Raw genomic sequence first — 23,230 nt, 5'->3', positions numbered from 1 at the left:
GCAGCAGCAACGGCGAGCGAACTGTGGGGCTCGAAACAGCCAAGCAGACGCCGGGCAACGAGACGTGTCTGGAGAGAAGGGTCCATTGAGAAACATGTGCTCTGCTGGACACCTGTCGAGCGATACCGTCTTGCGTGGATGGACATGCCTGACTTTGCCATGTCTTCTGGAGAGCCGGATGCGTAATGAAAGGCGCAAGTCCGGTTCGGCGAGAGGCGATGCGAGACCTGCCGCCGTAATGCGGTGAGGCGCGCATCGCCTACTCATCCGACCTACCTCAAGGTGAGACGTGGCGGCCGTATTGTATCGGTGGTGGCCGGCTGACGGCTCTCGACGTCTGTAGTTGACGCGGCTGTGCGGTTCAGATTTAAAACTACGATGAATCAGTCCGGCGAACCTAGCATTGCAGAACTAATGGCGCAGTTGGCAGCCAATGCTGCCGAGATCGCCGCGCTGAAGGTCGAAAAGGAAGCGCTCAGCGCCCGCGTGGCCAAGCTGGAAGAAGAGCTGACGCTGGCACGGCTCCATCGTTTTGCGCCGAAAAGCGAAAGGCACGTGGATCGTCTCTTCAATGAAGCCGAGCAGGTTACCGTTGAAGATGAGACTGCCAACGACGGCGATCTCGTCGACCTGCCAGACACAGGCTTTGCGTCGACCGAGAAGCCGGAGGGCAAGAAGCGCGGCCGCAAGCCACTGCCGGAACACCTGCCGCGCGAGCGTGTCGAATATGACCTTGCCGACGACCAGAAGGCCTGCCCTTGTTGCCGTCATCAGATGCATCGCATGGGTGAAGCGGTCACCGAGCAGTTCCATATCGAGGTGAAGGCCAAGGTTCTGCAGAATGTGCGGTTCAAATATGCGTGCCGCCATTGCGATCGCACGGGCATCAATACACCTGTTGTCCTTGCACCGATGCCCACACAGCCCTTACCAGGAAGTATCGCGACCGCCTCGACGCTGGCATTTGCTCTGGTCCATAAAAATAGGTCGATGGCACGCCGCTCTATCGTCTGGCCCAGGCCTTCGAACGCGCCAGCGTTCCCGTCAGCCGCGGCGCGCTGGGGCATTGGGTGATCGGATCGAGCGAGAGGCATCTCTCCCGCATCTATGACGCACTGAAACTACGGCTTCGGTCCCAACCGCTCATCCATGGCGACGAGACGACGGTCCAGGTCCTGAAGGAAAAGAACAGGGAGGCCACCAGCACATCATACATGTGGGCCTATCGGAGTGGAGAGGACAGCAATGAGCCGATCGTGCTGCTCGATTATCAACCGGGCCGCGGCCAGATTTATCCGCAGGCCTTCATCAGCGATTACCGCGGCATCCTGATGAGCGATGGCTACACCGCCTGGCGGACATTGACAGGGGCCACTCATCTAGGATGCATGGCGCATTCCCGGCGGCGCTTCGTCGATGCGCTGAAGACAAGGAAGAAAGGTGGTGGCCCGCCGGAGCAGGCGTTGAAGTTCTTCGAACAGCTCTACCGAATTGAAAGTCAGGCTAGAGACAAAACTCCAGATCCCGGAGAGACGAAGGCCGACTGCATCCGCCGTTTCCGCCAGCAGCACAGCGTCCCCATCCTGGACGCTCTCAAGGCATGGCTCGACGACATAGCACCGAAGGTCCTACCTGATACCAAGCTTGGCGATGCCGTGTCCTACATCCTGAACCAATAGGAGTACCTGACGCGCTACACCGAAGACGGCAGGATGCCGATAGACAACAACCTCCTCGAACGCGATATCAGGATTTTTGCCACTGGAAGAAAATCCTGGCTGTTCAGTGACACCGTGGACGGGGCCAGGGCCAGTGCTGTCGTCTACAGTATCATGCTGACCTGTCGCGCCTGCGGCGTGGAGCCCTTGGCGTATCTACGCCACCTCCTCACGGAATTGCCGCAGCGTCCAACCGACGCCGACATCACCGACCTGCTACCATTAAACTTCGCCAAGACCGCTGCTGTCTGATCCCATACGAGTGGCCGACAAGCGCCCCGCTCAAACGGTTCGCGTCAATGCGCATGGAAATTCGCGCTTAGTGCGGCTGCAAAGCCGATGAAAGATAGTTGATGAAAGTTCAACACGGAGAAGAAGTGGCGAATCACTCTGACCCCGAGTCATGCGGGGCACATCGCGAGGTGTGCGTCGAAGCGTTGACAGGGGAAACCGGCAGGCCGGCCATTGGGCCGCGAAATGATCAATTCGGGATGCCGACGCTGTTAAGCGAAGCGGAAGGCAACACGGTGCATGGCGTCAATCGCAAGCCATGTCCCGATCCCGCGCGGTCGGAGACCCTGTGCATGCCGGTAAGTCTTTCATACGGAAGCAGCGAGATCTCATCAGTGTCCAGTGCGAATGGACTGGACGGGACTGGGAAGGTCGTTGACCACAAGCCAGTCATCGACGCTGATGAGAAGTCGGATACGCCCATAGTACTGCAGAAGTTGCCGAACAAAGGAGATGATCCCGCGGAGGCAATAGAGGGAAGGGGTGTAATCGGAGGGAACGCCGTCGAGACTCCAGCGTGCCGGACGCAGAGCCGGATAAAACACGCTTCGATGGGGATCGACGGTGTACGGGAAGCCGCCAAACGGAACCCGAAGATGCGTTTCACGGCGCTGATGCACCACATCACTCCGACGCTATTGGTGAAGAGCTTTCATGCGCTTCGCAAGCAGGCGGCGAGTGGAGTGAACGGCGTGACGTGGTACGACTATGAGAAGACACTCGAAGGGCGCGTGCACGAACTACATCGGGAGATTCAGTCTGGTGCGTATCGTGCACAACCGTCCCGACGGGTCTACATTCCGAAGAATGACGGAAGACTCCGTCCACTCGGTATTGCAGCGTTGGAAGAAAAAGTCGTGCAGACGGCCGTGTCCACGGTTCTGAACGCGATCTATGAGCAAGACTTCCTTGGCTTCTTATACGGGTTCCGACAAGGAAGGGGACAGCATGACGCGCTGGACGCCTTGTGGGTTGGGATCGACAAGCGGAAGATCAACTGGATATTGGACGCGGATATTCGCTCGTTTTACGATGAAATCGATCACGAGTGGATGCTCCGTTTCCTGTCGCATCGAGTTGGTGACCGCCGGCTGATACGTCTGATCTACAAATGGGTGAAAGCGGGCACGATTGAGGATGGCCGCCGCGTGGCATCGACGCGAGGAACTCCCCAAGGATCTGTAATTAGCCCCGTGCTATCGAATATCTACTGCATTACGCATTGGATTTATGGGTCCAGCAGTAACGTACTCGATACGCTAAAGGCGACGTGATCATTGTACGTTATGCCGACGACAGCGTGATTGGGTTCCAGTACGAAGGAGAGGCGCAGCGCTTTCTGCAAGCATTGCGGGAACGTCTCGCTCAGTTCGGCTTGCAACTACACCCGGGAAAGACGCGGCTGATACGCTTTGGGCGGTATGCTGCGCGACAATGCCGGGAACGTGGTATCCGCAAGCCAGAGACTTTCGACTTTCTGGGATTCACGCACTGCTGCGGAGGGCGGCGCAATGATGGAGGCTTCAAGATTGTCCGTCTGACAATTAAGAAGCGAATGCGCACGACGCTGGCGGCCATTCGGGAAACGCTAATGCGACGGCGCCATGAACCCGTGGCTGTAGTAGGTCGGTGGCTAAGGCAAATGTTACAGGGGTATTTGAACTACCATGCGGTGCCCGACAATCTGAGAAGATTGGGAGGGTTCCGCTGGGAAGTTGGTCGCGCCTGGCGACACGCTTTGATGCGTCGAAGCCAGCGACACCGGCTGTCTTGGGATCGTTTCCAAAGGCTGCTTCGCAAGTACCTGCCGCCATGTCGTCTGCTGCACCCGCATCCAGATGCTCGGTTCACCGTCACAACATCCGATAGGAGCCGTATGCGGTAATGCCGCACGTACGGATCTGGCCGGGGGGGCGATGGGCAACCATCGTCCCTACCGGGACCCCATCGAACGCCTAAAGGTGAGATCAAGCGCCGCACCGAGGTGGTTGGCATCTTTCCAAACGAGGAAGGTATCATCCGTATCGTCGGCGCTCTCCTACTCGAACAGAGCGACGAATGGGCGGTTCAGCGATCCCGCTATATGACACTGGAAACAATCGCCCAAATGAGTGATGATCCCCTCATCAACATGCCAGCGGTGGCACGCTTATGTTCCCTCCATCCAGCACCGCGAGGCACTGTGGATGTCACAAGATACGCGACTCTGCGGGACACGATCTCATTCGAACCCGTGCAAGCCATTATTGAATAGGCAATCGGGGGCATTCTAAGCTATCAGGTACACAACTCAATGGGATCCACGTTTTCACCTCCCAGGCGACCGCCTTCCTAAGCCAAAGCGAGACCGAGCAATGCATTGGAAAATAGTTACCCCATTTACCCATTCTTACGAGGTGGGCTGGATACCAAACTACATTGAGAGCGCTGATCAAACGTTCGAAGCGATACCTGCTAGGTATGCGCATGATCGATCCCGGAGGCGGTCCGGGCGTAAGGACTGGTCGGATTATCTTACACACGCAATTACAGCGTGGTTTTCGCCGCGAAAAAATCTTCCAAGAGATGTTGGATACATAACATGTTTTCCCCAATTAGCGTTGGGAGTCTCGCTTTTGAAAAAGTTGTCATTCTCAAAGGCCCCACTTATTGCATGGACATTTAATATGGGGCAAACCTACGGTGGGTTGCGTGGAAGTATTGCTCGCTTTGCTCTCTCCTCAGTTGACTTATTTGTTGTTCACACGACGGCGGAGATTGAAGCCTATAGTAGTTGGCTTAGACTTCCAAAAAGTAGATTTGTTTTCGTTCCCCTGGGTATCTCAGTGCCAACTGGGGAAGTCGATTCGTTGGAGACCCAAGAGCCGTTTGTTCTGTCGATGGGATCTGCGAATAGAGATTACGATTGCTTATTCAGAGCAGTCGGGGAACTAGGCTACAGAACAATTGTTGTCGCTGGAGAGCATTCTACTGAAGGCTTAGATATACCGAAAAATGTAGACCTCAGGAGCGGCCTGTCTTTAAACCAATGTCATGCGCTCTCGCGCGCAGCTAGAGTAAATGTTGTGCCAATAAAGGATGAAGATTCACCTTCAGGTCAAGTTACCTTTTTGGAAACTATGATTTTCGGAAAGGCGATGGTGCTCACCGAATGCGCGGGTACCCGTGACTACGTCACTAGTGGCGAAAACGGAGTGCTCGTCGCTCCGAATACGACGTCTGAAATGCGAGATGCTATCTTCATGCTGTGGAATGATAGGGAATTGAGAAATCGCATAGGTGACGCAGCCAAGCGACGCGTCCTCGATCAGTCAACTTTAGAAGGCATTGCTCCTACGATGCTTCGCCTACTGCAGCGCTTTTAGCACTACTTTGGCAGAAATTTAATTTTTCCCTTGCGGTGATTTCCCTGATTCATAGGGAGCCAGCTTTTTGGGAGGCTGGCGATGACGGAAGATTGGCGTGGCGATCTGGCGGAATGGTTGGTGCCATTCCTCTCGGTATTTCGGCATAAAACCCGGATGCGACTGTGTCCTGCATATATTGCAGGCCTAATTGGCCCAGGTGACCGCAAGAGTATCCAGCCGATGGCAGCCCGTGATGTTGAGTTTGGCTATGACCAACTCCATCATTTTGTCGTTGACGGCGTGTGGGAAAGCGCGCCGCTTGAGGCTATTCTCCTGAGGGAGGCTGACCGCCTAGTCGGGGACAAGTCCGGGTATCTTGTCATCGACGACACAGCGTTGCCGAAGAAAGGCACCCATTCGGTCGGGGTGGCGGCGCAATACGCTTCGTCGCTTGGCAAGACGTCCAACTGTCAGTCGCTTGTTTCGGTGACGCTTGCATCGCGCGAAGTGCCAGTGATGGTGGGGCTGCGCCTGTTCTTGCCCGAGAGTTGGACCAATGATGCCGAGCGTATGGATCGAGCCCGGGTTCCGCAAGAACGCCAGGTCGCCCTGACAAAGCCGGAGATTGCCATTGAGGAAATTGATCGTGTTATAGCTTCTGGTGCCCGGTTCGGTTGCGTGCTGGCCGACGCCGGTTATGGGTCGAGCGGGCCGTTCCGCCAAGCCCTGAGCGAGCGCGGCCTGCTGTGGGCAGTCGGCATATCACGACGCCAGAATGTGTATCAGGCGAACGTCGGACTGATATTCCCGGAAGCTGCGACCGGAAGGCGGCGTAAATACTACGTCCCTGACGATGTTGCCGTCTCTGCCGAAACGATGCTGGCTGATGCGAAATGGAAGAAGGTCAGTTGGCGACGCGGGACCAAAGGCAAGCTGACCTGCCAGTTTGCTGCTTGCCGTGTTCGGGTTGCAGATGGCCACAGGCACCGAATGAGTGACGGCCGTGTCCAGGCCATGCCTGGTGAACAGGAAGTCTGGCTCGTCGGCGAAAGGCGCACAACTGGAGAGCAGAAATACTACCTATCAAACCTGCCTGCCGTCGCCACACTCAAGATGCTTGCCGCGGCTATCAAAGCACGGTGGATCTGCGAACAGGCACACCAGCAACTCAAGGAAGAGCTTGGGCTTGATCACTTCGAAGGCAGATCATGGACCGGATTGCACCGACATTGTCTGATGGCGATGACTGCCTTCGCATTTCTCCAATCCCGCCGCCTCAAAGCAGCGGGACGGAAAAAAAAGAGTCGGGGGGCCACCGCCTCAGCCGACCATGCCGGCCATCAGGAAAGCCATTCTCGACCTCGTCATGCGACCGACACCCCACAGATGCCCCCCACTGCGATAAACTCATCGCCGAGCCCGCATCAAATAATCTGCCAAAGTAGTGCTAATAGGCCGGACTCTAATCCATTATGGAGGAAATTCTCAGTGGCATGTATGGACGGCCTCCGCGTGGCAGGGGGCAATTTGACGTTTCTGACGGATTGGTCGGGTGCAGGCATGTATTCGGCCTTTGATTGCGGCGCGTTCATGCCGCTGGCCCTGATGTAGTCCGCTGATTGGATCCCAGACAGGTCAACGCGCTTTCAAGCGACACCCACTGATCGGGTTTTTCCAATCCCGGCTCGACCGTACGCCATCACACCATCAGCACCTCACCAATTTCTGCATTGTCCCGAGCTGTTAAATGGTGCCGGCAGCTTCAAAGCGCTTTCCCGTTGCCATCAACGCCCACACGATCCGCGCCATTTTGTTCGCCAAAGCAACAGCGACGACCTTTTAAGGCTTCTTCGCCAGAAGATCGGCCGCCCAACGCGTCGGTGCCGTTTTGCGGTTCTTACTGAAGCGAAGGACCGCGTGCGCGCCAACGACGAGAAGACGTCGCAGATAGGGATCACCTTGTTTGGTGATCCTCCCGAGACGGTCTTTGCCACCCGATGAGTTCTGCCGTGGTACGAGACCGGTCCACGCCGCCAATTGTCGGCCGGATTTGAAGAGAGACGCGTCTACCACTGTCGCGGCAATCGCACTGGCTTTAATCGGGCCGATTCCAGGGATCGTGTCCAAGCGACGGCTCAATTCGTTCCCTCGATGCCAAGCATGAATTTGGCAGTCCATTTCGCTGACTTTCTCATGCACCTCTCGTTACTGCTTTACCAGCGAAGAAGTGCGGACCGCGCAAGCGGCGGAATGACATCTTGGTCACCATCTGCGACCAACGCGATAAGCGTTCCGACGCCGGCAACACCCTGCCGCGTAACAATGCCGAACTCTGCGAGGTGTCCGCGCAAGGCGTTCACAAGCATCGTCCGTTGCCGAATCAAAAGCTCGCGAACCCGATGCAGCATCAGCACGCTCTGTTGCTCCTCGCTCTTGACCGGAACGAAGCGCATAGTTGGCCGGGTCACCGCCTCGCAGATCGCTTCAGCGTCGGTCGCATCATTCTTCTGACGCTTCACGTAGGGCTTGACGTAAGATGCCGGCATTAACCGAGCCTCGTGACCCAGTGCTATGAGAACCCGAGCCCAGTGGTGTCCGGTCGCGCAAGCCTCGATCCCGATCAGGCACGGCGGCAATACTTTAAAGAACGCAACGACATCATCGCGGCGAAGCCTGCGACGGCACACGATCGCCCCAGCCTCATTGATCCCGTGAACCTGAAATACCTGCTTGGCAATATCCAGGCCAATAGTAGCAACCTTCTCCATGGATACATCTCCTGATGTGAGTTCGACACCCCACATCTTGGCACATCGTGGTGCCGGGAGCGGAGGCCGTCCATCACATCAGGTCAGTGTCGCAGGCCATGATAAATTGCGCTCAGGCTAATGCAGCTTTACAAACCGCCTTCGTCTGATATTCTGCGACCGCTAGTAAGCCTATGGGCACGTAAGGTTGCGGTGAGGGTCCAACCAATATAGTGAAATAAATTCGGCGAGCTGAAGCCTATCCGCATTATATAGCTTAGGTCGTATATGTTAACTTTCCATAAACCACGATTGACAAGGCCGCTCACAAACTTTTGTCGAGAGTCGACCGCAGATTGGCATTGAGAGCCGGTCGCTGGAGAAGTTGACTGTTACAACGGAGTTACCGTCGATGCTCAAACTGCTAGTTGCCGCCGCGGCAATGATATTGATCGTGTCCGATGCGCTGGCAGATAGTATCACAGTGACGAATCACACCGACTCGACGATTTATTCGCTTTACGCGTGGCCCTCGGAGTTGGCTGCCCATACCTTCAACTTGCTCGGCTTCCCGCTTTCGCCTGGATCGAGTGAGGATATCGAAGTTGATACCTCTTATGGAGCATGTATCTATACGTTCGAAACCAACCCAAACGATCCGGCTGATAAAAAAAAGCCGAAGAAATATTTTAGTCCAAGAAAAAATATCGAGATTAGGGACATCAATATTTGCCTGACTCTGGGAAGGATCAACTTGCTGCCCGAGGCCGATAGGCTCTGATGGAGCATACCAATCGCACCGTCGTACTTTGGCCATACCACATATTTTATTTAGTGGGCTTTTTGATCTGCTTCCGTGTCACGTAGAATGTCATAGCCTGTTCGAGAGCGCCGGCCCGTGGTGCTGGCATTCTTTCTTTCGTACTAAGCTGCCCATGATTATAAATTCATTGCTCCACAGAAGTGGCGCCTCGCAAGAGAACTCCATTAAAGAAACAGGGTAGGCTCCATTGCGTTTTGGAGGCGCCACCGGGTTTGGGCTCACAATAGGTCTTAAGGTAGATTGATCGACTGCGGTCGTCGATCGATTTTCGAGACGAGCGCAGGTATTGGAGTGCCGTCCACATAGGGTTGGCTATTCCTTGCTTGCTGGGCCTGGTAGGCCCTCGCAAGAATCGTATATTGAGCGAAGCCCAAAATTAAAAAGAACCCCAAGGGATAGAGTGCCAACGTTATGTTATACCGAAAACTTCTCATATTTCTGAATTCCGTGGTTTTTACCTGTCCCTCAACTATCGAAGCGTTTTTGCTTTCCCGCGACGGATCTTCAATACGGTGAGGCGACCGGTGGAATAAGCGCCCGTGTCTATGCCGACACGGCCTGAGGAGAAACTTGGCTCCGAGCAAACGGTATGGCCGTGCACGACGACAAAAGGCATCTCTGGACCTCGAGCCAGAAACGGTTCTCGGATCCACATGAGATCTTCGTCGGTCTGCTTTTCGAGCGGAACGCCGGGCCGGATGCCGGCGTGGGCAAACACCAACTTTCCGACCACGAGCATCGACGGCAAATCTGCAAGAAAACGAACATGTCGATCTGGAACGGCTTCTTTCACCATGCGGAGGAGGCCGGACTGTCCACCCCCGCCTTTCAAAGTGTGCTCGGCATCGATTCCGTAAGATCTCAGGGTCTCCAGGCCGCCGAAGTTTAACCACCCCATGTTGTTTTTAGGGTCGCGTAGAAAGCGCAGGAATTCCAAGTCGTGATTCCCGCAAAGACAAACGTGGTAAAGGCCCTCTGGACTTTGCCTCGATAGGAAATCCAAAACAGCTCGCGAAGACATTCCTCTATCGACGTAGTCTCCTAGGAACACAACCAGTTTTTGGCCGGATTGGTCCTCGTTGTCCGCCACGATGCGAGCATAAGCTTCCTTCAGCAAGCCCATGCAGCCGTGAACATCTCCAACAGCGTAGATGGCGGAGAAGTCAGCGGCATCCAAACGCGGCCTTCCACGTTGCTCTTCGGCAGTCTCCGGACTTTCAAACAGGCTCTTAAAAAATGCGAACATAAATGGCTCAACACTGATGGGGTCACACGGCAAGTATCTGGATAGCAAATACGTAAATTGCACGATCAGATAGCGAACCCGATTTCGGACATGAAGGGATCTAGGGAAGGCTCATTCTCACACTTATCATTGCATTAAGTCAGTCTGTCACCAAGAACCGGAAAACCCTTGCAGTCTATATAGTCATTGCTTGGGTTTCCGTCGGCAACGGCTCTCGGGCCCGCTGCGTGGACGCTCGCGATGTCTTTGCAAGACAGATCGAAGACGTCGCTGCCAGAAGTGAAGCTGCATAGGTTGCCATCCCTGGAATCTGAATGGAAAAGTCGACGAGACTATGCAGTCCGACGAGCACAATGACGGCGAGCCCAACAACCGCGTAGGACCTCATTCGACGTCTCTCGCGAAGACCGATGATGTGCGCTGCAATTAAGCTCCCCCCACCGACAAGAACCAGCGCTGGAAACAGAACGCCTAACCCAATATATCCCTCGAGGAAGACATTGTGCGCCCTATCCCAAACATTGATAATTCCGCATGCTGGATCTCTGAACGGAGGGAAGGCATATAAGAATGAGCCAAATCCATAACCGAAAATTGGCTCCCCACGGGCGAGATCGATAATTCCTGGCAAGACGCAATATCTTCCATCGTCGCCGCCTTGAATTTCTGCGCGAAGGATCGCACGGCCACCAAAGATGCTAAAACAGACAATCAAGACAAAAGCAACTATTATGAACCGGATGACACCCTTCCTGCTTGTACGAGGACGCGAAAAGCCTGATTTTCCATCAGCATTTTGATCCTCGAGAGTGAGATAGAGCATCACGCCAAGGGCAAGGAGGGAGCTTGCCGTTGCGCCACGTGACTTTGTAAGCATGAGTGCCATTGCAGCACTTGCAGCACAGGAGACGCTGACAAGAAAGGTCCCAAGGCCCGCGCTGTCAACATTTCGATTTTGAAACCGACGCTTGATTATGCGTCCGACGGAGATCTTTCGTCCGTAGGACCACGCGAACCTTAGTGTAATGAGGGTGACGATACCGAGAAATGTCCCAGCGGTATTGCGATTGACGAATGTTGCTGTGAGGCTATCAAGGTAGCTGTCCTTTTGAAAAAACAGATTTGTCGTCGGAAAGAATGAAAACTGAATGAGCCCATAGATGGCGCACAAGGCGCCTCCGACACCCAGGCTGTTAATAACCATACGCGCATCGCCATCTGTGCGTATGACGAGCAGCCCGGTCAAAAACGAAAGCAACGGTAAGGCAACGAATAGCAACGTTGCGATTGAGTCGGCCGGGACGATCGATATAGAGCCCCGCGCTGCCACTGACGCCATCGGCAAATCATTCCAAAGTTCATTTATTGTGCTCGACGGCAGAAATTGAAAAGTCTGCATCCACACCCAAGAAAATGTCGCCAGACCCAATAGGAGAAATGTCAGAAAGAGTGAGCGCGCACGCTTGGGGCTTCCAAAAATCACCAGCGATAGGAGTGCAACGCCCACCGAAAACATGGTTGCTATCGTCAAAGGAAATAAGCGAACAGCGCCGAATTCCAATACCGGCAGAAATACCGATATGACGTAAAGTGTGCGGAGCGCTTGGGATGTGCGTCTACCTGCCGACGTTTTTATGTTCGACTGAATCATGGCACTCGTCTCTCCAATATGCTGCTTCGCATTAAAACAAGATCAGCAGAGCAACCAACTGAAATCAGGTCCACGGTGAGTCCGCGTCGCTTGCCGCCGTGTATAACCGTAAATCAATTTCGTAAGGATTCTTCAATATAGAATCTATATTGAACATAAAACCTAGCTCATAAATAAGTTATCACACTGAATCTACCTAGATATTGTTGCGACACCGTCACAAATAACAAAAACATCAAGACAACAGAAAAAAACAGCTAGCTTTTTGCATTGGTGTCGCTATTCAAGAAAATAGGGGATATTTCGCGGGTGAAGAATGGTATTTAAGTTGCTCAAGCTGCAGGCGTCAGCGATAGCTATGACAGTCGCACTATCGGGATGCACATCGCTGCCTACGTCCGGGGCGGGAGCAAAAGCCATCGATAGTGGTGCTCTTGTTAAGGTCTCGACGCCAAATCGAAAAATCGGCATCGACTATGCTGTGGTCGATATCAGCAAAAACATTCTCTCCAGTTTCCAAAAGCCTGCCCCATCTTCGATCAAGGATGGCTTCGGCGCTGCGCGCGGCGGTGCGCCAAGCATACCGCTCGGCATCGGCGACGTCATTCAGGTTTCCATTTTCGAAGCGCAGGCCGGCGGCCTCTTCATACCCACGGAGGTCGCGGGCAGCCGTCCAGGCAACTATATCACGCTACCTTCCCAGACCATCGACAGCAGTGGCACGCTCACCATTCCGTATGCAGGACGAATTCAGGCAGCCGGCCGGGGCAAAGAGGAGGTGGAGCTCGATATCGTCGAAAAGCTCTCGAACAGAGCGATCGAACCACAAGTCGTTATCACGACGATTTCCAGCAGTTCGAGCGAAGTTGCCGTTACAGGCGACGTCAACGCTGCCGGCAAGATCCCTGTCACGTCTTCTGGCGACAGAATTCTGGACGTGATCTCTGCCGCTGGCGGTATCAGCAGCAATAGCAAGGAAACGACCGTAACACTGCAGCGGCGGGGCAAGGTTGGAACAGTATCCTACGACAAGCTGCAAAACACGCCTGCCGAGAATATCTATGTTGCGCCTGGGGACACGATCCTGGTCAACAGAGAGCGCCGCACATTCACGGCGTTTGGCGCATCCGGCCTAAATGGCCGTTTCGATTTCGATGAAACCGATCTCAGTCTTGGCGAAGCCTTGGGTAAAGCAGGCGGCCTCCTCGATGGCAGAGCCGATCCCGCACAGGTTCTCGTCTACAGAACCGTCGACCGAAAAACGCTCGAAGGCCTTGGTGTCAATACATCGCATTTCGGCCCCGGAGCAATTCCGGTGATTTTCAGGGCCAACATGCGTGATCCCTCGGCATTGTTTGCAGCGCAAAAATTCGCAATGCAGGACAAAGACGCCATTTATGTCACAAACTCCGACTCGGTCGAATTGCTCAAGTTCCTGAACATTGTAAACTCTGTAACATCGACAGCTTCCGGTGTTTCTACCGATGTTATTACTACACGTGATGCAAACCGCGAGCTGTTTTAACCATGTCTAGTAAAACAGAGCGTGGGAAGCTTTGCCTCTTCCATAAGCGCCGAAATTACTTGTTTTGGTCGGCTCATATGTGTATCAATAAACTAAATGTTAACTATTTGAATCCGGGAATTCGATGATGAAGTCGATTATAAAGTCTCGCTTTATTAAAGGCCTTGCGCTCGTTGCATCCATGTCTTGTGGCGTCAGCGTCGATGCCTATGCGCAGGCAGCTGTTGGTTGCTTCGCTGCTCCTGCCAAAATGTCGGATGGCGATATTGCATCGTTCACTGGTTCGCCGGCGTCGTTGCTGTCGAATTACCCGGTCGGTGGTCTACCTATGACCACCCAGGTCCGTGGCCTCGCCGGCTCGAGCGCAACATCATTGGACGCTCTGGTCGGCCTCGCAGCCCAGGCAAATCCTTCACAGAAGACATCGATCGGTTCTGGCCTTGCTCGCGCGGCAAAATCTTGTCAGGCAACGTCGCCGGACTACGCGCTGCTTATTCAGCAGAAAGTTGCCGCAGCAAATGACAGAGATCTGACCGCCGCTTTTATCGCGGGAATGTCTGATCTGCAGACTGCGGCTCTTGGTGGAGCCAATGCAGGCGGCGGCGGGGCTGCGGGTATTGCCGGTGGTGGTTCGACCGGCGGATCGTCTGGCGGCGTCGGTGGCAACAATTCGACTCCGACTCAGAGCGGGACCTTTAGCGTCGGCAGCGGCGGTAGCTTTACGCGCAGTGTAACGCAGACAAGCTCCATAAGCCCAGGCTAACGATCCTTCGATTTTGTTGTTGGAGGAAAGTATTAATAGGGTCGCATTATAGTGCGACCCTATTCATTTTGGTTTTTAGAGGATCTCGATTTGCTGTCTCCAGATAAAATTACATCCCTTCGGCCAGAGTGGAGTGAAGACAACAGTATCGAAGAAACTATCGACATCGAAAAGATGTTGGCAGTCGCAAGGCGCCAATGGCGTATCCTTGCAGCATCTGTCCTTGTTTCGGTGATGCTGGGTATTGCTTATGCTGTTACCGCCGTCCCACTCTACACTGCAACTGCGGCTTTGCTTATAGACAGCGGCGACAATGGACTTGTCAGTCAGCTGTCGATGGACGCGACGGGCGCCGCCGATGAAGCGACCATTCTCAGTCAGGTCGAGGTACTTAAATCCGACACGATCGGTCTTTCGGTCGTGGATACTCTTAAACTTGGTGAAAACCCCGCTTTCATGGCTGAGACCAGCTCGCCTGTTGGCCTAGCGAAATCTGCCATCACTGGCCTTTTCAACATCCGGAGTTGGTTCGCAGACGATCCTGCCAAGAACTTGACCGAAAGGAACCGCCGTGGGGCCCTCGCGCGCCTGCAAGGCAATATGGACATTGTCCGGGTCGGTCGCACCTACGTCTTGAACGTCAGCTTTACATCTCCTTCTCGCGATCTCTCCGCACAGATAGCCAACGCAATCTCTGACGCCTACATAAACGACAAACTCGATTCGAAATACACCGCAACGCGACGCGCCAGCGACTGGCTGCAGGCGCGTATCGATGAATTGAAAGAAAAAGCGGTGGAGACCGATCTCGCCGTTCAGAAATTCAGAACCGATCACGGCCTCATCACGGCTGGCGGTCAGCTTATCAGCGATCAGCAGCTTACGGAGCTCAACAGCGCGCTTATCGTTGCACAAGCGGTGACTGACCAAGCAAAAGCGAAGTATGAGCGTATTAAACAAATCGTCCAGAGCGGACAGTCGGACGCGATTATCACTGACGTGCTCGGAAGCTCGATTTCGAATGATTTGCGCCAAAAATATCTGTTAGCCTCCAAACTCGAGGCGGATATCTCCAACAGGCTCGGACCTAACCACGTTCGTGCAGTTCAGCTTCGACAAGAAATGGCGGAATACCGCCGCCTGATGTTTGCGGAACTCTCCCGTTACGAGGAAAGCTACAAGAGCGAGTATGATGTCGCACAGTCACGTCAGACCTCTCTTGAGCAAAGTCTGGCAAAATCAAAGGGCGAAAGCGCCTTGGCCAGTGAAACAGGTGTACAGCTGCGCGAACTAATGCGCGCTGCTGACTCTTACAAGAACCTCTATCAGACCTTCTTGCAACGGTATCAAGAAGCGGTGCAGCAGCAATCCTTCCCCATAACCCAAGCCCGCGTCATAACGCGACCGGCGACACCGGACACACCAAGTCGTCCGAAAAAGCCTCTCGTCATTGCTTTTTTTGCCGTTCTGGGAGCAGCTTTTGGATCCGCCATCGGTGGCTTCAGAGAGTTGAGAGATCGGTTCTTCCGCACAGCCGAGCAGGTCCGGGACGAGCTTGGACTGGAGTTTCTCGGCCTGGCACCGCTCATCAGTTCGTCATCGACGCCCCCTTCGTCCATTGAAGGCGATGACCAGCACCTTTTTCACCGAAGAGGCAATCTCTCTTGCTTCGTCTTCGAACATCCCATGTCGGCATTCGCCGAGACCCTGAGAAGTGCCAAGATGGCGGTCGATCTCGAGCGCAAGGGCTCCAAGGCAAAAATCATCGGTGTTGTTTCGACGCTTCCCGGCGAGGGGAAGTCGACAATTTCGATGAATTTAGCAGAACTTCTGGCCATGCAAGGTTCGCGGGCGTTGCTGATCGATTGCGACCTCCGCAATCCGGGTTCAACCCGTGCGCTTGCCGGGCATGCTGACGAGGGGTTGGTTGAGGTGTTGACGGAGGGGAGGCCGATCAACGATTTGCTTCTCAAGAGCGATAAATCGAGCTTGGTGATGCTGCCAGCCGTCGTGAAACGACGCATACCTCATTCGGCCGAGATGCTGGCGTCCGTTGCCATGGAAGAACTCCTGGCGGGTATCGAGACCGACTATGACTACATCATTCTTGACCTGCCCCCCCTTGCGCCGGTAATCGACGCACGGGCGATCGCGGAGCGCGTCGACGCCTTCATCGTTGTCGTAGAATGGGGTAAAACGACACGAAACGTCGTTCGGACAACCCTTCAAACCGATACCGAGATCTCGCAAAAATGCGTCGGCGTGATCTTAAACAAGGTCGACAGCGAAAAGATGAAGCTTTACCGAGCCTATGGATCTAGCGAGTATTATCATTCCCGCTACACGAGTTATTATCGTGAAGACTGATCGCTATTGGAAGAAAAAATATCTTAGGGTAGATTTACTTCTCTGTTTGCTATTTGCAGTCGTCTCATTATTGATTGCAATTTCGGAGTTCCGCGCGACCGCGCGATTTGCGGATATGCTCCATCTCAACACGATACTTACGGAAGAAGACTCGTTCGATGCGAAGATCATCGACAGTTATGCGGAGAAAGCCGATGAAGTCATTGGTCTAAATGAATGCCGCTCAGACATCATAAGGTCAGGAATGGCGTTCGTCATGCGGGATCTTGACCTGCAGGACCCGAACAATCGCTACGACGCGTGGGCGTCGGCAACGGATCGAGCGAACCGTTTTGTCCTCCATAGCCTAGCATGCAATCCGGCCGACGGCGATATGTGGGTCCGTCTGGCGTTGGTCACCCAGTCCATTGGCGAGAACCCGCAGCAGCTATCAGACCTCATGAGGCAGTCCGTTCTTCTGTCGCCCGCGGAGATGCACACGATACGGGCCCGTTTTATGGTCTGGAAGAAGGCAACAAATGCGACACTCTCACTGTCGGATGACGCCGTGGGACACGATCTGCGAACACTCTTGAATTACGGAAAGGCTGGAGACATTAGAGATATCCTTGGAACTGCCACTCCGGACATGCGCACAGTTCGCCTTGGATTGCCCAACTCCGATATCAACCCCTACATATTGGCCGCAGAGCAACTTCTACCTCCGCAACGCACGGCATTTCTCATCGCAAGCGGAATCATCATAACTTCGTCAGAAAACTGATTGTCGCAAGCGGTTTAAATAGGCCCGTACATTTTAAGTTTTTCCGGGAGGGAAGTCTTTGAACCATCACCGTCGGCAGACCTTTATAATATCGTCAAACTGAAGAAGAAGGCGAGCGGGAGATCCCGCCTCCGGTCGTCATCATAGATGGGGCTGCGTCTAATACTAGAGCGTTTCCCTTTCATTCTGGATCATATCCGCAGGAGGTGAAGAAGTTTCGGGCTTCTTGAGGTTCAATGAGGTCGATCAGTTTTCCAATCCTGTCCCAAAGGCCTGCCACAGTGCGTTCTGCCGCCTTGCGCAGGAGTGCTTTCAGCTTTGAGAATGCCTTTTCTATAGGGTTGAAGTCGGGGCTGTAGGGCGGCAAGAACAGCATGCGTGCACCGGCAGTCTCGATCAACGCGCGGGCAGCGGGCCTTTTGTGGCTGGAAAGATTGTCGAGGATGACAACATCGCCAGGCTTCAATGTCGGAACCAGCACCTGTGCGACATAGGCCTCGAACCAGTCTCCGTTTATCGGCCCGTCGATCACGAGCGGCGCAACCATGCCTGTGCTGCGCAAACCCGCCACCAGCGTCGTCGTCTTGCGGTGGCCGTGAGGAAAGCCCATTCGCAGGCGCTCTCCCTTCCTGCAGCGTCCATGGCTGCGAGCCATGTTCGTCGCAGTCCAGGTTTCGTCGATAAAGACGAGCTTGGCGGGATCGAGATCCAATTGGTCGTCGAACCAGCGCTGGCGCTGCTCCAAGACATCGGGCCGGCTCTGCTCTATCGCGTGGCCAGTCTTTTTTTACGCGTCTGGCCGTGCCGGACAAGGAAGCGGTGCAAGGCCGACTTGCTGATCGTGATGCCTTGCTCCGCCAACGCGTCGCGGAGTTCAAACAGGGTTCCGTCCCGATGTTCGGCGAGCCAGGTCATGATCTGTTCCCCATGCGCCTCGGTTTTGCGGGAATTGCGATCCCCGCCAAGCGGGCCAGGCCGCACATCACCCTGCCGCAGTTGCAAATTTCGCCAGCGACTGACGCTTGCGGCACTCACACCGAAACGTTCGGCGGCTTCTCGATGCGTTGCACCAGCAGAAACCGCAGCAACAACACGAACGCGCAGATCGACAGAAAGGAATTTTGACATATCCGCCGACCTCCATCGGCAGATAGCTTGAATCAGACCCGGACCGATTTGCAAAGCCCCAAAGATTCAATCAGTCAGGGAACCGCTCTAGATGTGCGACGTAGGCCTCGACCCAGTCTCCGTTTCGGCCCGTCGATCACGAGCGGCGCAACCATGCCCGTGCAATATGGTTGAAGCATAAAGAGCGTCCCATGCTTCTCTTCGGTGTGCGGTCTATCCATTTCCGCCACCAATATCCGGGGCTTTTCGCTTCATATCCAGGGGGCCGATGCAGTGTATTAAACGTGGTCTTCGATTCGCATCCAACTGTCTCGCATTCGTCCGTCCCGGTCCGGTCGCTTCACCTCACGGACATTGAGGACTTTATCCGCGAACGAACTTCAAAAAACGGTTTTAAAAGGCTTTGCCGCTCGGCACTGCTTGGAAATGATCTTCCCTCTTCCAAAGCCCAAGCAGCAGGACGGCCAATTTGCGTGCTGCCGCCGTTCGCGCCCGCTTTGGGCCCAATCGGTTCGCCAACTTCAACCCCCCAGCTTCGCAAAGTGGACGGCGCGGTCACCGTTGTCAGAAGACAACCCGCTGCATCATTTATACGCGTCCTCATTGATCAGAACCCATCGGCCCATTCTCTGCGTCCGATGGACATGATCCGCCAAGGCTGGCTCTCGAGTTTGCGCCAGGCGTCGCAGCAATGGGCAACGATATCGTCGTAGGATTTGAAGATGCGGTTGGAAAGCCAGTTCTCGCGCATGAAGAGCCAGAGATTTTCAACCGGGTTCAGCTCTGGCGATTTCGGCGGCAGCGGCAGAATAGTGATGTTGGTGGGGACAACGAGTGCGTTGGACATATGCCAACCGGCCTGGTCCATGATGAGGATGGCATGTGCGCCATCGGCGATGTGACGGGATATTTCTGCCAGATGCTGGGTCATTGCGTGGGTATCACACCACGGCATGACGAGAGCGGCGGCCTTGCCGAGCTTGGGGCAGATGGCACCGAAGATGTAGGCGGAGCGGGTTCGCTGGTCATGCGGCGCGAACGGCCTTGAGCCTCGCTTTGCCCAGCGACGGGTGATCTTGTTCTTTTGCCCTATCCGGGCCTCGTCTTGGTACCAAATTTCTATTCGTTTTCCTTGTGCCACTCCGCTCGCAATCTCTGCCACTGCGGCGGGGAAGTTTTTTTAAACTCCTCAATGGCTTGAGGGTCCTGCTCATGATGTTTCGGTCGCGCAGCCAGCTTGCGATAACCAAGGGCACGCACCTCCCGGCTCAGCGTCTGTTGGCTCACCGAGACACGAAAATCTTCCCAGAGCCATTGGGCCAGATCACACAGCCGCCAGCGCACGACCCCGTCGAGATAGGGCGTCGGACCCCGCTCAATGGCCTTTGCCAGTGCGGCCCGCTGAACATCGTTCAACCGTGACCGGGGTCCTGGAGCCTTGCCATCGATCAGCCCCTCGGGGCCATTGGCATTGAACCGCAAGACCCAATCGCGCACGATCTGCAGCGTCACATTGCCCAGCCGCGCCGCATCCGAGCGTGAGCCTCCCTCATAGATCGCGGCAAGTGCCAAAAGACGACGTGCTTGAGCCGCATGCTTGCTTTGGCGGGCCAGACGCCGAAGACCTTCCGCGTCAAAATCTGCACGTAATGAAATCGCCGCTCCCATCGCAAACCTCCAGTTTGTGCCAGAGATTCAGATTCATCGCCTTTTGGGAAGCCCAAGAGTCGAACTCAGCGAGGGCGCGTATTATCCAGGCCGGCCAATTCCACCTCAACCCGTGCAAGCGTATCAAGAAGGGCCGCAATCCCGATATAAAGAGCATCATGTCGGTTGCAGGAAGATCGCACCTCCTCATCGAGATGCTTACCTCCGGCTCGAGCCGAAGTTTTGATGCCGAACGACCGCAACAGCCCACGAACTTGTCCATAAAGCTGCCGCTTGACGTTGACGAGTTCCACACTCGCGCCCAACAGCGCCTTTAGCCGATGTGTTTCCATGATCTTCACATGTCCCGCAGAATACCAGCCGCTCGCCAGCATCTCGGCAAGTGCCTGCGCGTCCGCCTTGTCGGTCTTCTCAGGCCGCGCCTTCAGGGCATCGGCCGCCTGCCGCGCATCCATGCAGATGATAGGAAAGCCAAGATCCGTCAGTTCATGGTAGAGCCAGGGCGTTAGCGACCCTGTCTCAAGCCCGATCTTCGCCAAATGGTCTTTCCATCTCTTCAGTCGCTTGGCGATCATCGACGGCTGCGTATCCGCGCTCTCGCGCCACACCACTCGGCGATCTTGATCCATAACGCAAATGTGTGTGCTCCTGAGGCTGAAGTCCAATCCGAAGTAATATTGCATCGCTGCTCTCCTAAGGTCTTCGACAAACCAAGGCGGATGTTCTCATCAGCCGAGGGGAGAGGAACGTGGGGGGGTGCTGACGGGCCAGATATCTGCCGCCACAGGAGGGTCTGCGCATTCCCCGCCATGCCACCTGGCGATTCTTCTCTCTCAAGCAGTTAGGTGCCTCTGGAGACTGACGTCCACTCCTGCGTAGCGCTGGCCCATGCCCGCGGCTGCGAACCCAAACTTGCCGAAGAACTGGCCAGGACACTCGACGCTGGCGTCCTACACGATCTAGTGGATGGAATCTAACGCTTGGTGCCCGCGTTTAACGGCGGCGATGATTTTGTCGGGATCGGCGGTCCAAGTGAAGGGCTTTGGCTTTTTGTTGTGCTCAACGAGGAAACGGTTGATGGCGGCCTGGAGATCGACGACGGAATGGAAAACGCCGCGTTTCAGACGCCGCTTCGACAGCCTGGCGAAGAAACCCTCCACCGCGTTGAGCCATGAGCTTGAAGTCGGAGTGAAGTGGAAGGTGAAACGCTCGTGACGGTCGAGCCAGGCTCTCACCTTGGGATGCTTGTGGGCAGCATAGTTGTCGAGGATGACGTGGACGGCCTTGTCGTCCGGCACCTGGGCGTTAATGGCGTTGAGGAAGCGGATGAACTCCTGATGACGATGACGCTGCATGTTGCGGCCGATGACGGTGCCGTCGAGCACGTTGAGGGCGGCAAACAGCGTGGTTGTGCCGTGCCGCTTGTAGTCGTGGGTCATGGTGCCGAGCCGACCCTTCTTCATCGGCAGGCCCGGCTGGGTGCGGTCGAGCGCCTGGATTTGGCTTTTCTCATCGACCGACAACACGACGGCGTGGGCTGGCGGATCAACATAGAGGCCGACAACGTCTCGCAGCTTGTCGACGAATTTCGGGTCGTTGGACAATTTGAACTGCCGCCACCGATGAGGTGCGAGGCCATGCGCTTTCCAGATACGCCTGACTGCGCTGGCGCTGATGCCGGCGGCCGTCGCCATCATGTCGGCCGTCCAGTGCGTCGTCTCGCCCGGCGGATCAGCCAGCGTCAGGGCCACCACACGCTCGGCGACATCGGGTCCGAGCCGCACAATACGCGACGGCCGCGTCTTGTCGCGCAGGAGACCCTCGACGCCTTCTGTGGCGAAGCGCTCTTGCCAGCGCCATACGCAGGTCTTCGATTTGCCGGTCTGGCGCATAATCTCGACAGTCCCGACGCCATCGGCACTCAGCAGGATGATCTCGGCCCGCCAGACGTGCTTTTGGGGCGCATTGCGATCCCTGGTCAAGGCCATTAGGCGTTGGTGATCTGTTGGCGAAACGGTGAACGATATTCCTGTGCGCATGCGCCAGACTCGCATGCCAACCCAGCAAATGGAATCCCATACGGGACTCTTATGTCAGGCGGTAACCACTAGCCACCATGCAAATGCTCTTCGGCCCGGACCCAGCGAAGGTACCAACCGTTCATGTGCAGCTCGCATCGCTCACCGGTTAAGAGGCCTCGATCGGGAGGGGAGAAGCCGCATGAAGATCACCCTTGCCCGCGGGGCAAGATCATGCAAAAGACAGTATATGCAATATTTAAAGTCTCGGCCGGGGGTTCCTACAAGTGAAAGTAACAGTCTATCTTCCTACAAAAAACAGACTGGAACTCTTTAAGCAGGCGCTTCTATCTATTCAGTCGCAGACTTATTCAGATATTGAGATTATCGTCATTGATGACGGATCCGAAGATGGCACATTGGAATATCTTAATAAACAGACGAAACTTGACGATCGGATCGTTGCGATTGTTAATCGTGTTTCACAGGGCGCTGCCAGAGCCCGGAATAAAGCGATATTACATGCTTCCGGTGAATTCATAACCGGTTTAGACGATGACGATCAGTTCGCACCTGATAGGGTTTCGTCGTTATTAGGGGCTTGGCAGACTTTAAATGCCATGGGCGGAGAGATGCCGGTAGCTCTATTCACGGACAGTCTCATTGGAAAGCCTGGTCAATTAAGAGCCACCACCGATCGGAAGGACACCGTAGTATTCTTGGATTTATTTCGACACAACTACGTAGGTAACCAGGTTTTCTGCGAGACCTCAACATTACGAAATGTTGGTGGATTTGACGAGAGCATGCCTGCTCTTGAAGACCTTGAACTTTGGATGCGGCTCTTGAAAGATGGAGGTAGAATGGTGAGGTGCGCTGGGCATTCTTATGTATGCCTAATAGACGATCGCCCGAGAATATCGTCTAATAAGAAAAATCACATAATCGCAACAAAACATATTTTTATGAAGCATGGCTCTAATATTAAGAATGCTGAAGCAAATTTATACATGCAGTTGTTTTCACCTTTTTATGGGTTTACAGCTTCACGTTCTGAAATCATGCAAATGCTAAGATGCCGCCCTCCGATTGATATTTTGCTAAGATTTTTTAGATCGCTGTCACGCAATATTATTGTAAAAATCAAGACAAAAAATACTTAAAATCATCAAAAG

13 protein-coding genes and 5 pseudogenes are annotated in these 23,230 nt (G+C 54.6%); 11 read left to right on the top strand and 7 right to left on the bottom strand.

Annotation, left to right across the window (positions count from 1 at the left end; genetic code table 11):
- Positions 1 to 378 precede the first annotated feature (378 nt).
- The 5 genes and pseudogenes from J5289_RS21580 to J5289_RS21560 all read left to right on the top strand — a co-directional run.
- Positions 379 to 1,970: pseudogene (locus J5289_RS21580) on the top strand (IS66 family transposase).
- 101 nt (positions 1,971 to 2,071) lie between these two features.
- Positions 2,072 to 3,894 (top strand): annotated as a pseudogene (gene ltrA, locus J5289_RS21575) (group II intron reverse transcriptase/maturase).
- A 55-nt stretch (positions 3,895 to 3,949) separates the two neighbouring features.
- Positions 3,950 to 4,155 (top strand): annotated as a pseudogene (locus J5289_RS21570) (transposase); the annotation flags it as partial.
- 469 nt (positions 4,156 to 4,624) lie between these two features.
- Positions 4,625 to 5,374 (top strand): glycosyltransferase family 4 protein, encoded by a 750-nt coding sequence (locus J5289_RS21565; protein ID WP_219276631.1) that lies wholly within the window; start codon positions 4,625 to 4,627, stop codon positions 5,372 to 5,374.
- An 81-nt stretch (positions 5,375 to 5,455) separates the two neighbouring features.
- Positions 5,456 to 6,748 (top strand): annotated as a pseudogene (locus J5289_RS21560) (IS701 family transposase); the annotation flags it as partial.
- A gap of 351 nt (positions 6,749 to 7,099) precedes the next feature.
- On the opposite strand, the pseudogene J5289_RS21555 reads toward J5289_RS21560, so the two are convergent.
- Positions 7,100 to 8,124: pseudogene (locus J5289_RS21555) on the bottom strand (IS110 family transposase).
- 391 nt (positions 8,125 to 8,515) lie between these two features.
- Between J5289_RS21555 and J5289_RS21550 the strand changes: the two are divergent.
- Positions 8,516 to 8,884: a hypothetical protein gene (locus J5289_RS21550; protein WP_209207949.1), complete on the top strand. Its 369-nt coding sequence runs from the start codon at positions 8,516 to 8,518 to the stop codon at positions 8,882 to 8,884.
- A 511-nt stretch (positions 8,885 to 9,395) separates the two neighbouring features.
- On the opposite strand, the gene J5289_RS21545 is transcribed toward J5289_RS21550, so the two are convergent.
- Both J5289_RS21545 and J5289_RS21540 read right to left on the bottom strand, forming a co-directional pair.
- Entirely contained in the window at positions 9,396 to 10,172 is a 777-nt protein-coding gene (locus J5289_RS21545; RefSeq protein ID WP_209207950.1) for a metallophosphoesterase family protein, read from the bottom strand.
- A 175-nt stretch (positions 10,173 to 10,347) separates the two neighbouring features.
- A complete protein-coding gene (locus J5289_RS21540; RefSeq protein WP_209207951.1) occupies positions 10,348 to 11,823 on the bottom strand; it encodes an O-antigen ligase in 1,476 nt (491 codons plus the stop codon).
- A 316-nt stretch (positions 11,824 to 12,139) separates the two neighbouring features.
- On the opposite strand from J5289_RS21540, the gene J5289_RS21535 reads away from it, so the two are divergent.
- The 4 genes from J5289_RS21535 (at position 12,140) to J5289_RS21520 (ending at position 17,241) form a co-directional block, all read left to right on the top strand.
- The gene (locus J5289_RS21535) at positions 12,140 to 13,348 is read left to right on the top strand and encodes a polysaccharide biosynthesis/export family protein (RefSeq protein WP_247750627.1); all 1,209 of its coding nucleotides are present in this window, start codon (positions 12,140 to 12,142) and stop codon (positions 13,346 to 13,348) included.
- 124 nt (positions 13,349 to 13,472) lie between these two features.
- The gene (locus J5289_RS21530; RefSeq protein ID WP_209207952.1) at positions 13,473 to 14,111 is read left to right on the top strand and encodes a hypothetical protein; all 639 of its coding nucleotides are present in this window, start codon (positions 13,473 to 13,475) and stop codon (positions 14,109 to 14,111) included.
- Positions 14,112 to 14,201: 90 nt separating this feature from the next.
- A complete protein-coding gene (locus tag J5289_RS21525) occupies positions 14,202 to 16,478 on the top strand; it encodes a polysaccharide biosynthesis tyrosine autokinase (protein WP_209207953.1) in 2,277 nt (758 codons plus the stop codon).
- Positions 16,468 to 17,241, top strand: coding sequence for a hypothetical protein (locus tag J5289_RS21520; RefSeq protein WP_209207954.1), 774 nt, complete (start codon positions 16,468 to 16,470; stop codon positions 17,239 to 17,241). Before J5289_RS21525 ends, J5289_RS21520 begins: the two co-directional genes overlap by 11 nt.
- Positions 17,242 to 17,422: 181 nt before the next feature.
- Here the strand turns inward: J5289_RS21520 and J5289_RS21515 are convergent.
- The 4 genes from J5289_RS21515 to J5289_RS21500 all read right to left on the bottom strand — a co-directional run bounded on the left by J5289_RS21515 (position 17,423) and on the right by J5289_RS21500 (position 22,076).
- Positions 17,423 to 18,369, bottom strand: a protein-coding gene (locus J5289_RS21515; protein ID WP_209186540.1) for an IS630 family transposase whose coding sequence is annotated in 2 segments (ribosomal slippage) — positions 17,423 to 18,030 and positions 18,030 to 18,369 — 948 coding nt in all. Because the reading frame shifts where the segments join, the coding sequence is not laid out codon by codon here.
- Positions 18,370 to 18,976: 607 nt separating this feature from the next.
- A protein-coding gene (locus J5289_RS21510; protein WP_374108560.1) for an IS630 family transposase occupies positions 18,977 to 20,037 on the bottom strand; the annotation gives its coding sequence in 2 pieces (ribosomal slippage) (positions 18,977 to 19,507 and positions 19,510 to 20,037; 1,059 coding nt in all).
- Between the two features lie 65 nt (positions 20,038 to 20,102).
- Positions 20,103 to 20,720 (bottom strand): transposase, encoded by a 618-nt coding sequence (locus tag J5289_RS21505; RefSeq protein WP_209208110.1) that lies wholly within the window; start codon positions 20,718 to 20,720, stop codon positions 20,103 to 20,105.
- A gap of 276 nt (positions 20,721 to 20,996) precedes the next feature.
- The gene (locus tag J5289_RS21500; RefSeq protein ID WP_111223089.1) at positions 20,997 to 22,076 is read right to left on the bottom strand and encodes an IS630 family transposase; all 1,080 of its coding nucleotides are present in this window, start codon (positions 22,074 to 22,076) and stop codon (positions 20,997 to 20,999) included.
- Between the two features lie 266 nt (positions 22,077 to 22,342).
- On the opposite strand from J5289_RS21500, the gene J5289_RS21495 reads away from it, so the two are divergent.
- Positions 22,343 to 23,218, top strand: a complete 876-nt coding sequence (locus J5289_RS21495) for a glycosyltransferase family 2 protein (protein WP_209207956.1) — start codon at positions 22,343 to 22,345, stop codon at positions 23,216 to 23,218.
- Positions 23,219 to 23,230: the final 12 nt, after the last annotated feature.

It is taken from the genome of Rhizobium sp. B230/85 (assembly GCF_019355735.1).
Lineage (GTDB): Bacteria > Pseudomonadota > Alphaproteobacteria > Rhizobiales > Rhizobiaceae > Rhizobium > Rhizobium rhododendri.
This window is presented reverse-complemented; position numbering and strand designations above follow the sequence as displayed.